The sequence below is a fragment of the Klebsiella spallanzanii genome, from assembly GCF_902158555.1.
GTDB lineage: Bacteria > Pseudomonadota > Gammaproteobacteria > Enterobacterales > Enterobacteriaceae > Klebsiella > Klebsiella spallanzanii.
Genome location: NZ_CABGGS010000043.1, coordinates 240927 through 254571, shown reverse-complemented (window position 1 = coordinate 254571; position 13645 = coordinate 240927). Strand labels below are relative to the sequence as shown.

Genomic DNA, 13645 nt, shown 5'->3' with positions numbered 1-13645 from the left:
CTCCGAACGATTTTCTACATCCGCATTGTGCGCATTTGCGGAGCATTTCTCCAGCCCCAAGGAGAAATGGGCAAGACAACGGCAGGAATGTGCATTGAGGGGAACGGGCGACGGGACCACAATATCCGTCATCTGGCAGAGGTATCGTCTCTGCTGGCGGTTTATCTATTTGAGGGCACCAGCCATGAATAATTTCGACCTACATACCCCAACCCGCATTCTGTTCGGTAAAGGCGCGATTGAAAATCTACGCGATCAAATCCCGGCGGATGCATGCGTGCTTGTCACCTACGGCGGCGGTAGCGTGAAGAAAACCGGCGTGCTTGATCAGGTTCTGAGCGCGCTGAGCGGTCTTGACGTCCTGGAATTTGGCGGCATCGAGCCAAATCCATCCTACGAAACGCTGATGAACGCGGTGAAAATAGCGCGTGATGAAAAAATTACTTTCCTGTTGGCAGTCGGCGGCGGTTCCGTTCTCGACGGGACCAAATTCATCGCCGCGGCGGCGCACTACGATGTCAGCATCGATCCGTGGGAAATCCTCGAAACCTACGGCAGCAAAGTCGCCAGCGCCATTCCGATGGGCTCCGTACTGACGCTGCCGGCGACCGGTTCCGAATCCAATAAAGGTGCGGTTATCTCACGCAAAACCACCGGTGACAAACGCGCGTTTATGTCCACTCATGTGCAGCCGGTGTTCGCCATTCTTGACCCGGTTTACACCTACACGCTGCCGCCGCGCCAGGTTGCCAACGGCGTGGTTGACGCGTTTGTCCATACCGTTGAGCAGTACGTGACCTACCCGGTTGATGGCAAAATCCAGGACCGCTTTGCCGAAGGCATTCTGCTGACGTTGATTGAAGATGGTCCGAAAGCGTTGAAAGAGCCGGAAAACTACGACGTACGCGCCAACATAATGTGGGCCGCTACCCAGGCGCTGAACGGCCTGATCGGCGCTGGCGTGCCGCAGGACTGGGCGACCCATATGCTGGGCCACGAACTGACCGCGATGCACGGGCTCGATCACGCCCAAACGCTGGCTATCGTTCTGCCAGCCCTGTGGAATGAAAAACGCGATGCTAAACGCGCCAAACTGCTGCAGTACGCCGCTCGCGTCTGGAATATCACCGAAGGTTCTGAAGAGCAGCGTATCGATGCCGCCATCGCTGCAACGCGTGCTTTCTTCGAACAGATGGGTGTACCGACTCACCTTTCTGACTACGGTCTGGATGGCAGCTCCATCCCGGCGTTGCTGGCGAAACTCGAAGAACACGGTATGACTCAACTGGGTGAAAACCAGGATATTACTCTGGACGTCAGTCGCCGTATTTACGAGGCTGCACGCTAATCAACGTCCTCTCCAGCGCGTAAACTCACGCAAAGGAGAGGAGTTTAACTACCGTTTTTAGCTATTTCGTCCAGACTTAATGCTACCCCTCAGCGGAATTTATTCCGCTGAGTTCATTAACAGGAGGAAGGCATGACACATCCAACCGTTATAAAACTACACGACGGCAACCTGATGCCGCAGTTGGGACTCGGCGTGTGGAAAGCAGGCAACGAGGAAGTCGTCTCCGCCATTCATAAGGCGCTGGAAGTCGGTTATCGCTCGTTTGACACCGCCGCCGTGTACCAGAATGAAACCGGCGTCGGCAATGCGTTAAGCAGCGCAGGCGTCGCCCGAGATGAGCTGTTCGTCACCACCAAGCTGTGGAATGACGATCAAAAGCAGCCCCATCAAGCGCTGCAGGAAAGCCTTAAAAAACTCAAACTCGACTACGTCGATTTATATTTAATTCACTGGCCGGTTCCGGCAACGAACCATTTCGTCGACGCCTGGAAAAGCCTAATTGAACTGCAGAAGCAGGGGCTGGTAAAAAGCATCGGCGTCTGTAATTTCCAGGTTCATCATCTGCAAAAGCTGATTGATGAAACCGGCGTCGCACCGGTGATCAATCAGATTGAGCTTCATCCCCTGTTACAGCAGCGCCAGCTTCACGCCTGGAATGCGACGCACAAAATCCAGACCGAGTCCTGGAGCCCGCTAGCTCAAGGCGGAGAAGGCGTATTCAATCAGAAAATTATCCACCAGTTGGCAGATAAATACGGCAAAACACCGGCGCAGATTGTCATTCGCTGGCACCTCGATAGCGGCCTGGTAGTAATTCCAAAATCGGTGACGCCGTCGCGCATCGCCGAGAACTTCAACGTCTGGGATTTCCGTCTGGATAAAGATGAATTGAGTGAAATCACTAAACTGGACCAAAACAAACGTCTGGGCCCAGACCCGGATCAGTTCGGCGGTTAATCTATCCTGCTCCGTCATCCCCTGGCGGAGCATCAATTCTTTGTTCCACGGCAAAAAGCGCGTACATTCAATTCTCATTGCAAAGCAAATGGAGTCGTGCTGATGAATTGTGTTTTCTGTCAAATTGCAGAGGGGAAAGCGCCATGCCACAAGGTGTGGGAAGATGAACACCACCTCGCCTTTCTCTCTATTTTCCCGAATACCGACGGTTTTACGGTCGTGATTCCGAAGAAGCATTACCCCAGCTACGCTTTTGATATGCCGCCGCAGGCGCTGGCCAATTTAGTACTGGCAACTCAGAAAGTAGCAAAGCTGCTGGATAAAGCCTTTGATGATGTGGGCCGTACAGGAATGTTTTTTGAAGGCTTTGGCGTGGACCATGTCCACAGCAAGCTCAGCCCAATGCACGGTACCGGCGATATGGCCCGCTGGCAGCCGATCGAATCCCGCCTGGCGAAGTTTTTTGACCAGTATGAAGGTTATCTCTCTTCACATGATCATGAACGTGCGGACGATGAGAAGCTGGCAGCGCTGGCGGCCAGAATTCGTCAGACAAAAATATAATGCATCTTTACTGCCATAAAGTGTTTAAAGCTGCATTATCAATTGGTATTGCAGCAAGGTTGCATACAAACTTCTCTTCAAGCTCGTTTTTTTCACTCGTGGCATCTTTATCATAAAGCAGGGAGAATAATAAATTAGAGTCTTTATCATTAATGATCAGTTTTATTCTGTCAGGACCAACTAATGGTGTCATATCACCGATAAACTCAAACTGTTTTGTCCCTGACTCCTTGATTGTCTGAATGGTTTCAGTGGCGACAAAATCATCAGAATCAATTTTAAACGTCAGTGCTCCTGATTTTTTTAATAAACGTATCCTCGTACTTCTTCCCGGCCACTGCTCAATTCTTTCAACACAGGCAGCGGAGAAACCAGGGATCGGCCAGCCAGGGAAATAAATCGTTCCGTCAGTAAGAGTGTTAACAACAGGGCCGGGATGAACAGCTCCGCTATTTCGGGCTGCTCGGGCGGCTTTACATGTCGCACTCGTAGGCCTGCAATGACTGCCATCGCTATTAAAGAGGCTAATAATGGTAATAATTACGAATAAACCAGTAGCTATCGTTATTATACTTTTCATTAATAAAATCCTTTTTATATCTTAAATATCAAAAGAGCCCTCAATTAAGAGGGCTTTAATACTACCGGTCTTCGTCCTGGCAAGGAAATGCATCTCTCCGTGACGTCAGCTCACCATGGCGAACCGCTCAAGCCATCAGCGAATACGACTTTTTTTGGCCGACGACGCAGGCTTCTGGCGCTGATGCGCCACCGGCGTATGCTTAGTTAGCGCCGGGCGGGTATTGCGATTCTGCCGACGTGCTTCACGCATCTCGTCCAGCGTTGGCGCAGGCACCAGGCAATCGCGGCGGCTGCCAATCAGGTGCTTCTTGCCCATGGCTTCCAGCGCCTGGCGGATCAGCGGCCAGTTAGCCGGATCGTGATAGCGCAGCAATGCCTTATGCAGACGGCGCTGTTTGTCGCCTTTCGGCACCACCACATCTTCACTCTTATAGCCAATCTTACCCAGCGGGTTCTTGCCGGTGTAATACATGGTGGTGGAGTTCGCCAGCGGCGATGGATAGAAGTTCTGCACCTGATCCAGGCGGAAACGATGCTGCTTCAGCCACAGCGCCAGGTTCACCATATCTTCATCACGGGTTCCCGGATGCGCGGAAATAAAGTATGGGATCAGATATTGCTCTTTACCCGCCTGCTTTGAATAGGTATCAAACAACTCTTTGAAACGGTCGTAGCTACCCATACCCGGCTTCATCATCTTCGACAGCGGCCCTTCTTCAGTGTGTTCCGGGGCAATCTTCAGATAACCACCGACGTGGTGGGTGGCCAGCTCTTTGATATAACGCGGGTCTTCAACGGCGATGTCGTAGCGTACACCGGAAGCAATCAGGATCTTTTTGATACCCTTAAGATCGCGGGCGCGACGATAAAGGTTAATTGTCGGCTCGTGGTTAGTGTCCATATGCGGACAAATATCCGGATAAACGCACGACAGACGGCGGCAGGTCTGCTCGGCGCGCGGTGACTTGCAGCGCAGCATATACATGTTAGCTGTGGGGCCACCAAGATCGGAGATAATACCGGTAAAACCGGGAACGGTGTCACGAATAGCTTCGATTTCATTAATGATCGAATCTTCCGAGCGGCTCTGAATAATACGCCCCTCATGCTCGGTAATTGAGCAGAACGAACAGCCACCGAAACAGCCGCGCATGATGTTAATGGAGAAGCGAATCATTTCATAAGCCGGGATGCGGGCATCGCCGTATGCCGGGTGCGGAATACGCTTGTACGGCAGAGCAAAAACGCTATCCATCTCTTCGGTTGAGAGCGGAATGGCGGGCGGGTTAATCCAGATATAGCGCTCGCCGTGTTTCTGCATCAGCGCGCGGGCGCAGCCTGGGTTGGTCTCATGATGCAGAATACGTGAGGCATGCGCGTAAAGAACTTTGTCGCCTTTGACTTTCTCGAAGGACGGCAGAAGGACGTAGGTTTTCTCCCACGGCTTTGGACGCGGCGGCTGGACGGTAACGCGCTTCGCTTCCTGTTTTGCCGGCGCGACGGTTTTGTTATCGGCGCACGGCAGGTCTTCACCGTAAGGATGCGGAATCGGGTCGATTTTGCCCGGCGTATCCAGGCGCGTGGAATCCACCCCGCTCCAGCCCGGCAGCGCTTCTTTTACCATGATGGCGGTATTACGCACATCGCGAATATGCCCGATAGGCTCGCCCGCCGCCAGGCGGTGCGCCACTTCCACCAGCGGACGCTCGCCGTTGCCGAACATCAGCATATCGGCTTTCGAATCCACCAGAACCGAACGACGCACGGTGTCGGACCAGTAGTCGTAATGCGCAGTGCGGCGCAGGCTGGCTTCAATCCCGCCGAGGATCACCGGCACATCCTTCCAGGCTTCTTTACAGCGCTGGGTATAGACCAGCGTTGCGCGATCCGGGCGTTTACCAGCAACGTTGCCCGCCGTATAGGCGTCGTCATGGCGCAGCTTACGGTCGGCGGTATAGCGGTTGATCATCGAGTCCATGTTGCCAGCGGTTACGCCGAAGAACAGGTTCGGTTTACCCAGACGCATAAAGTCATCTTTAGTGTTCCAGTCCGGCTGGGAAATAATCCCCACCCGAAATCCCTGCGCTTCCAGCATGCGTCCGCAAATCGCCATGCCGAAGCTCGGGTGATCGACATAGGCGTCACCGGTCACGAGAATGATATCGCAGCTATCCCAGCCAAGTTGGTCCATCTCTTCTCGCGACATAGGCAGAAACGGCGCGGGGCCAAAACAGGCGGCCCAGTACTGCGGCCAGGAGAAAAGGTCACGATCCGGTTGGATCAGGGATATTGCGCTCATATTGCATCCGGGGAAAATGATAAAAAAATAATCAAAAGGGCGGCGATTATAAGCCGTAACGATGGGAGAATGAAGGGGCGTCGAAGATTGATGGACAAAAGTCTCTCGCTTCTATTGCTTATCTCCGCTCCAGGTCAAACATAAAATTTTGTCATTGTTGTTGGTTTAAAGCTGGCAGTTTCCCAACAAGTGCCGCTACTATTCATGCCAGACACCAGGCATACCTCATACGGGAACAGGAGTACCCCCGGTCGGATATCCGCCGCAGACTGCGCGATTGCCCCTCCGGGAGCACTACATATAAGGCTTAGTATGGAACAAGTTATTACAAAACGCCGCTACTACGATATTGGTCTACAGATTGAAGAATTACTCTATTCCGGCGTATTTAAATCCGGCGAACGCTTGCCTTCTGAACGTGAGCTTAGCGAGCGATTCAACACCAGCCGCACCACCATCCGTGATGCGATTATCATGCTGGAGCTTAAAGGCGTGCTGGAAGTCAAACAGGGGTCCGGGATCTTTTTTGTTGATAACTCAAACGCGTTAAATCAGAAATCATTGATGCCCTATTCTGAAATCGGCCCCTTCGAACTTTTGCAGGCTCGCCAGGTGATAGAGAGCAACATTACCGGTTTTGCCGCCACGCAAATTCGCTTCAACGAACTGCTTGAATTAAAGAAAATCATTGCGTTACAAGAAAAAGCAATCGCTGGTGAAAGCGATACGTTTGAGGATTTAGATCACCAGTTCCACAGCATTATTGCCGAATCGACGCAGAACAGAGTGTTAATTAAACAAGCGGCAGAGCTGTGGCGGGCGGTAAGAACCGAAAACCCGCGCTGGAAAAAACTTAACTATAAGTACCTGCATGAAAAGCATCTGCGCATGCAGTGGCTGGAGGATCATCGAGCCATTTTCCTTGCCCTTCAGCAGAAGGATGCTGAGCTGGCCAGGCAAGCTTCCTGGAAGCATCTGGAAAACAGTAAAAACGAGTTAATAAAAATCTTTAAGCAAGACTCTTCTATTAGCGATTTTGATGATTTCTTCTTTGCTACCTAGAACATCACTACCTGCAGGGCATCACTATTGCACCGTTCATTTCCTGTTGCTCTGCATTTCTCTCTTTTCCCCCTACTCACCTGGTCTATAACCCTCAATATTGGTCTATCATGTCACAATAATTGGTACAGCCATTTATTATCCTCAACACAGGTTTCATATTTTACTCATCTCTGCACAACTACCCCCTCAGTTATAAACTCATAAAAATCATACTATTACAATAAAACGCGACACAAACATTTCTTCGAATTCTTACCCTTGTTTATTTATGTGACTTCAATCACTTTTTTTGGTCTAGTGATTATCATAAATTGGTCTACGAAGTTTAATGAAAACCACAAGAGTGATACCACGATGTCAGGAAAGGAAAATATAACAACAGCTCGGTACGATGCCGCGACAAGCTACCCGCGTGAAGATCTTCAGGCCGATATCATCCATATTGGCTTCGGGGCATTTCATCGGGGTCACCAGGCCATTTATAGCGATCTCGCCAACCAGGTTTCAGAAAAAGCGTGGGGAATATTTGAAATAAATCTTTTTGGCACTGCTGATTTGGTCAACACACTAAACCATCAGGAAGGCCTTTTTAGCGTGCTGGAAACCTCCTCATCCGCAAACACTTCGCGCCTGGTCCGTTCTGTGATTGGCGGGATCCATACCCCGGCGAGCGGAATTGAAGCGGCAATAGAAAAACTCCTTGAACCGCAGGTTAAAATCGTCTCCCTGACGATTACGGAAAAAGGTTACTGCATCGATCCACAGACACGGGCATTAGATTTCTCCAATCCCTTGATCATCAAGGATCTTGAAAACCCACAGCAGCCAACATCAGCGATTGCACTGATCGTCTGCGTTCTGCAGCGGCGTAAAGATCTCGGTTTATCTCCTTTCAGCGTGCTCTCATGCGACAACATCCCTGATAACGGCCATCTTACCCGCAATGCGGTTGTTGGCTTCGCAACTCGTCTCAATGCTGACCTGGGAGAGTGGATTGCAGAAAACGTGACGTTTCCTGGAACCATGGTCGATCGAATCGTGCCAGCGATGACCGAACAACAATTCGCCATGCTGCAAGAAAAAACAGGCTATGCAGACCCTTGCGGAATCGTCTGTGAAGATTTCCGCCAATGGGTTATTGAAGACAACTTTGTTCGCGGTCGTCCTGACTGGGATAAAGCGGGCGCAATGTTTGTTGCAGATGTTCAACCCTATGAAGAAATGAAACTCCGGATGCTAAATGGCAGCCACTCGTTTTTGGCCTATAACGGTAGCCTGGCGGGCTACGAATTTATCTATCAATGCATGGAGGATCCGCAATTTCGCGCCGCCACCCGTCTTCTGATGATTAACGAACAGGCGCAAACGTTAAGCCCACAGCTGAATATTCCTCTGGATAGCTACGCAGATTTACTTCTTGAACGGTTTAGCAACTGCAATGTGAAGCACCGAACTGCGCAAATCGCGATGGATGGCTCACAAAAACTCCCCCAGCGGGCCCTTACGCCCTGGAAAATATTGCATGAACGGAAAAAAAATAATAGTGCTCTTTCAATATTGATTGCTGGCTGGCTGCATTATGTAATAAAAAACATTAGCAGCAAGCAGAATATTAGCGACCCACTATTACCGCTATTTATAGAAACCATAGCCGGTCAGCACTCGGCATGGCAGCAGGCGCATTCCTTACTACAAATTGAATCTATATTTGGCAAGTTAAATAAAGACATGCTTTTTATCGAAGAAATAAAAAATACATTTATGCACATTGATTTATCAGGCATAGAGAAAACAATTGCTCATTTATTATCTGGGGACATTTAATGAAAACCTTAATTTGCCATAATCCTGGCAGCATCGAATATATTGAACGACCAGTGCCGGTACCTGCAAACGACGAAGCATTATTAAAGATTAAAGCCGTCGGGATATGCGGCACCGACATTCATGCTTTCGCCGGTCGCCAACCTTTTTTCTCCTATCCCAGAGTGCTTGGGCATGAAATCTGCGGCGAAGCGGTTGCCACAGGCAAAGAGTGCGCCAGTATAAAGAATGGCCAGCGCTACTCCGTGATCCCTTGTATCCCGTGCAACCAATGTGCTGCATGTAAAGAAGGAAAAACCAACTGTTGTGAACACGTATCGCTCTACGGTGTCCATCAGGATGGCGGTTTTAGCGAATATCTTGCCGTCCGTGAACAAAACCTGGTTGAACTTCCCGAGCAATTAAGCGATAGCGCCGGAGCACTAGTGGAATGCTTCGCGATTGGGGCTCATGCCGTTCGCCGCGCAGAGGTACAGCCTGCGCAAAATATCCTGGTCATCGGTGCTGGCCCCATTGGTTTAGCCACCTCCGCGATTGCTAAAGCCAAAGGCGCGACGGTTGTCGTTGCCGATATTGATGCTAAGCGTCGACAGTTGGTTGACCAGAATATTGGCGTCGAATCATTAGATCCGACGGCAGAGGATTTTATTAGCGAATTACGCCGCCTGTTTAACGGCGAACTCGCCTGTACGGTACTTGACGCTACGGGCAACAAAGCCTCGATGAGTAACGATATTAATCTCATTCGCCACGGTGGGAAGGTTGTATTTATTGGATTATATATCGGCGAGCTTATTATGGACGATCCCACATTCCATAAAAAAGAAACTACGCTAATAAGCAGCCGCAATGCCACACGCGAAGATTTTGAGTGCGTTATTCAATTAATGAGCGCCGGATTAATCAATGAAAACATGATGAAAAACACTGAGTTTGACTTTTTCACCATTGGCGACAACTACCAAAAAAACGTTGTTGAAAACAAGCAAATGGTTAAAGGCGTTATCAATTTTTAATGGAGTTAAAATGTCTACAGTATATGTAAAGGAAGAGAACTTAAAATCTCTGGTGTATGCAAAACTATTCTCTGCCGGCCTTGACGAACAAACTGCACAGCAGGTTACAGATGTATTAGTACATGCCGATCTTACCGGGGTACACTCTCATGGCGTTATGCGCGTTGAGCATTATTGTACTCGATTGAAAGCCGGTGGATTAAATAAAGAAGCACGGTTTAACATTGAACAAATTTCACCATCCGTCGCGATTCTGGATTCAGATGACGGTATGGGACATTCAGCTCTGATTAAAGCCGCCGATCATGCCATTCAGCTCGCACAAAATCATGGACTGGGTTTTGTCGGCGTAAAAAACACCTCCCACTGTGGGGCATTATCCTACTTCGCCGAGAGAGTCGCTAACCGGGGAATGATCGCATTAGTCATGACCCAAACGGATACCTGCGTAGCGCCTCACGGCGGTGCGGAGCGCTTTATAGGCACGAACCCTATCGCCTTCGGGTTTCCTGTCGAAAATAGCTACCCGATGATCGTCGACATGGCTACCAGCGCGACGGCTTTTGGCAAAATCTTACATGCCAAAGAAACAGGTAAACCTATTGGCGAAGGCCTGGCGATTGATAAAGATGGCAACGTCACCACCGACCCGCATAAAATTGAAAATTTACTCCCCTTTGGCGGGCATAAAGGTTCAGGCATTGCACTGGCGATAGATGCATTAACCGGGATATTAATGGGCGCAAGCTTTGGTAATCATATTGTACGAATGTATGGTGATTATGACAAAATGCGCAAACTCGCCAGTTTAATCATTGTGATTGACCCGAAAAAATTAGGCAACAATGAGTTCTCTACAAAAATGGCGCAAATGGTCACTGAACTACGCGCGGTCAAACCGGTCCCTGGCGTTGAAAAAGTTTTAGCACCTAATGACCCACAGATGATTTATAAAGAAAAATGTCATAAACATGGGATTCCAGTTGCATCAGGAATTTATAAATATCTCTCTGAAAGCCCTTGTCACGATTAAATTAATTTAAGATAAATTATCATCCGTTATAAAAGGCGGTGGCCTCCCATCGCTTTAATTAAAACATAAGAAGGATATTATATGAAAACCTCTGGAAGATTAAAAATATCTATTATACTACTTGCCAGCTGCATATTAATGGCTAACTCTGCGTTGGCTAAAACAACGTTAAAACTCAGCCATAATCAGGACAAAAGCCATGCCGTACATAAAGCGATGAGCTATCTTTCTGAAAAAGCAAAAGAGTACTCTGATGGCGATTTGGTGATTAGGATTTACCCAAATGCAACGCTTGGTAATGAGCGAGAATCACTTGAGCTTATGAATTCAGGTGCCTTACAGATGGTGAAAGTTAATGCTGCATCGTTAGAATCTTTTGCTTCCGAGTATAGCCTGTTTAGCCTTCCTTTTTTATTTAAGGATCGTGATCATTACTATCGGGTGTTGCAAAGCGATCTTGGGAAAAGAATTTTAAAATCTTCAGAAAGCAAAGGTTTCATTGGATTAACTTATTATGATGGTGGTGCCAGAAGCCTTTACTCCAATAAACCGATCACCAAGCCTGAAGATTTAGCTGGCATGAAAATCCGCGTTCAATCCAGTCCTAGCGCGATTGCCATGATTAAAGCATTGGGTGGTGTAGCAACACCAATGGCTCAAGGAGAGTTATATACCGCCCTCCAACAAGGTGTTGTTGATGGTGGCGAAAATAGCACCGTCGTATATGCAGATATGCGCCACGCAGAAGTTGCAAAAGTCTATTCGAAAGATGAACACACCATGGTTCCTGATGTATTGGTCGTTAGCACCAAGGTACTCAGTACCTTGAGTGATAAAAATCGTGAGGCATTATACAAAGCGGCAGATGAATCCATGCTGCAAATGAAAGATGTTATTTGGCCGGAGGCAGAAAAAGAGGCCTACGAGAAAATAAAAGCGATGAATGCAAAGGTAATCGAGGTCGATAAATCAGAATTCAGGCAACGCGTTAAGCCGCTCTATGATGAGTTTCGCGTTAAAGATGCGCAATCAGCAAAAGATCTGGACCAGGTAGAAAATATGTAAATCTATGGGCAGGCTAGCCCTGCCCTTTACGGGATGTTATATGCAAACGTTAACAAATGCCCTTAATAGAATACTCGCTGGATTATGTTGTACCATTTTAGCGATCATGGTCGTCTGCGTCTCATGGCAAGTTATCGCTCGTTTTATATTTAATTCACCAAGTACGGTTATTGATGAATTCACACAAATACTCTTTATGTGGATAATATTACTCGGAGGCGTTTATACCGCTGGCATAAAAAAACATTTATCAATCGATCTCCTTGCGCAAAAAGTATCACCGTTAACAGCACGGCGGCTTGATAGTTTCATCCAGATAGTCATTGCAATCTTTGCTGTAGTTTTCATGATTTACGGTGGAAATATTGTCGTAGAAAAAGCAGCGCATGTTAATCAGATCTCGCCGGTATTAAAATGGCCTATGGATAAAGTGTATTGGGTTATGCCTATTAGTGGCGTAATTCTACTCTATTATACCATATCAAATATCGTAGAAAACTATCATAACAGGCATTCTCATTGATGAGGGAAGTATGGACTTCGAATATATTTACCCTATAATCGTTTTATTTGGAAGTTTTGTCGCAATGCTGGCAATTGGAGTACCAATTACATTTGCCATTGGACTTTCTTCATTATTTTCGATCATTATTGCATTACCTCCTGATGCAGCAATTTCTGTCATTTCACAGAAAATGACGGTAGGTCTGGATGGTTTTACATTACTGGCGATCCCATTCTTTGTATTAGCTGGAAATATTATGAATACCGGGGGAATCGCCAGGCGGCTGGTTAACCTGGCGCAGGCCCTTGTTGGCCGTCTTCCCGGTTCACTGGCTCACTGTAATATCCTGGCTAACACGCTATTCGGTGCCATATCCGGTTCGGCGGTCGCTTCAGCCGCTGCGGTAGGCGGTATCATGTCGCCTTTACAAGAGAAAGAAGGCTATGACCCTGCTTTCTCCGCAGCAGTCAATATTGCCTCGGCACCAATAGGTCTGATGATCCCGCCTAGCAACGTACTTATCGTTTATTCCCTGGCAAGCGGGGGGACCTCTGTTGCAGCATTGTTTCTGGCAGGCTATATTCCCGGAATTATTACAGCTTTGGCATTAATGACCGTGGCAGCATTTTATGCTCGGCGTCATCATTACCCAGTAGCCCAAAGAATTAATCGTCATCAGTTCCTGACCGTATTTCGTGATGCAATACCCAGCTTACTTCTTATATTCATTATTATTGGTGGTATTATTTGTGGCGTATTTACGCCGACTGAAGCATCCGCTATAGCAGTTATTTATAGTTTAGGCTTAGCGGTGATCTATAAAGAGATTAATCTCAAAAAAATCCATGGCATACTTCTGGAGTCCGTCGTAACCAGTTCAATTGTATTATTGCTGGTCGGCTGTTCTATGGGAATGTCATGGGCAATGACGAATGCTGACATTCCTGAATTTATTAATGAAATGATTACCAGTATGTCAGAGAATAAATGGGTAATATTATTTATTATTAATATAATTTTACTCTTTGTCGGCACTTTCATGGATATAACGCCAGCGATACTGATATTTACACCAATATTCTTACCCATAGCACAGCATCTGGGGATAGATCCGATTCACTTTGGCATCATCATGGTCTTTAACTTAACGATTGGGCTTTGTACACCACCGGTAGGCACCATTCTGTTTGTCGGGTGCAGTATTGGAAAAGTGAGCATCGATCGGGTGATAAAACCATTGCTGCCTATGTTTCTGGCATTATTTGTTGTCATGGCTATTATCTGCTACTTCCCGCAGGTCAGCTTAATGCTGCCCACTCTGTTTGCACCGTCTTAACCACCGCATCCGGGCCCGATCGTATCAGGCCCGTTTCGATGTGATATT

At 47.9% G+C, this 13645-nt stretch carries 13 protein-coding genes; 11 read left to right on the top strand and 2 right to left on the bottom strand.

Annotation, left to right across the window (positions count from 1 at the left end; all coding sequences use genetic code 11):
• The first annotated feature begins 66 nt into the window (after nt 1-66).
• The 4 genes from FN082_RS30355 (at nt 67) to FN082_RS21825 (ending at nt 2872) form a co-directional block, all read left to right on the top strand.
• On the top strand, nt 67-192 hold the full coding sequence (locus FN082_RS30355) for a hypothetical protein (RefSeq protein WP_268887474.1): 126 nt from the start codon (nt 67-69) through the stop codon (nt 190-192).
• Complete coding sequence (gene yqhD, locus FN082_RS21835; RefSeq protein WP_142982354.1) at nt 185-1348, top strand: alcohol dehydrogenase; 1164 nt, start codon at nt 185-187, stop codon at nt 1346-1348. Before FN082_RS30355 ends, yqhD begins: the two co-directional genes overlap by 8 nt.
• A 132-nt stretch (nt 1349-1480) precedes the next feature.
• Nucleotides 1481-2308, top strand: coding sequence for a 2,5-didehydrogluconate reductase DkgA (gene dkgA / locus FN082_RS21830; protein ID WP_139540436.1), 828 nt, complete (start codon nt 1481-1483; stop codon nt 2306-2308).
• 102 nt (nt 2309-2410) lie between these two features.
• A complete protein-coding gene (locus FN082_RS21825) occupies nt 2411-2872 on the top strand; it encodes an HIT family protein (protein ID WP_139540439.1) in 462 nt (153 codons plus the stop codon).
• 7 nt (nt 2873-2879) lie between these two features.
• Here FN082_RS21825 and FN082_RS21820 read toward each other — a convergent pair whose 3' ends face one another.
• Together FN082_RS21820 and FN082_RS21815 are read right to left on the bottom strand one after the other, a co-directional pair.
• Nucleotides 2880-3452, bottom strand: coding sequence for a hypothetical protein (locus FN082_RS21820; protein WP_139540442.1), 573 nt, complete (start codon nt 3450-3452; stop codon nt 2880-2882).
• Between the two features lie 135 nt (nt 3453-3587).
• Nucleotides 3588-5753 carry a YgiQ family radical SAM protein gene (locus FN082_RS21815; protein ID WP_139540445.1) on the bottom strand — a complete coding sequence of 722 codons (2166 nt, stop codon included), beginning with the start codon at nt 5751-5753 and terminating at the stop codon, nt 3588-3590.
• Between the two features lie 312 nt (nt 5754-6065).
• Here FN082_RS21815 and FN082_RS21810 point away from each other — a divergent pair, with 312 nt between their 5' ends.
• The 7 genes from FN082_RS21810 (at nt 6066) to FN082_RS21780 (ending at nt 13597) form a co-directional block, all read left to right on the top strand.
• On the top strand, nt 6066-6815 hold the full coding sequence (locus FN082_RS21810; protein WP_112213725.1) for an FCD domain-containing protein: 750 nt from the start codon (nt 6066-6068) through the stop codon (nt 6813-6815).
• A 357-nt stretch (nt 6816-7172) separates the two neighbouring features.
• The gene (locus FN082_RS21805) at nt 7173-8642 is read left to right on the top strand and encodes a mannitol dehydrogenase family protein (protein ID WP_142982353.1); all 1470 of its coding nucleotides are present in this window, start codon (nt 7173-7175) and stop codon (nt 8640-8642) included.
• Entirely contained in the window at nt 8642-9658 is a 1017-nt protein-coding gene (locus tag FN082_RS21800) for a zinc-binding alcohol dehydrogenase family protein (RefSeq protein ID WP_142982352.1), read from the top strand. Before FN082_RS21805 ends, FN082_RS21800 begins: the two co-directional genes overlap by 1 nt.
• Before the next feature lie 10 nt (nt 9659-9668).
• Nucleotides 9669-10691, top strand: a complete 1023-nt coding sequence (locus FN082_RS21795) for an Ldh family oxidoreductase (protein WP_142982351.1) — start codon at nt 9669-9671, stop codon at nt 10689-10691.
• A gap of 81 nt (nt 10692-10772) precedes the next feature.
• Complete coding sequence (locus FN082_RS21790) at nt 10773-11756, top strand: TRAP transporter substrate-binding protein (RefSeq protein ID WP_142462107.1); 984 nt, start codon at nt 10773-10775, stop codon at nt 11754-11756.
• Between the two features lie 40 nt (nt 11757-11796).
• Nucleotides 11797-12279: a TRAP transporter small permease gene (locus FN082_RS21785; protein WP_142466778.1), complete on the top strand. Its 483-nt coding sequence runs from the start codon at nt 11797-11799 to the stop codon at nt 12277-12279.
• 10 nt (nt 12280-12289) lie between these two features.
• The gene (locus FN082_RS21780; RefSeq protein WP_142466777.1) at nt 12290-13597 is read left to right on the top strand and encodes a TRAP transporter large permease; all 1308 of its coding nucleotides are present in this window, start codon (nt 12290-12292) and stop codon (nt 13595-13597) included.
• Nucleotides 13598-13645 lie beyond the last annotated feature (48 nt).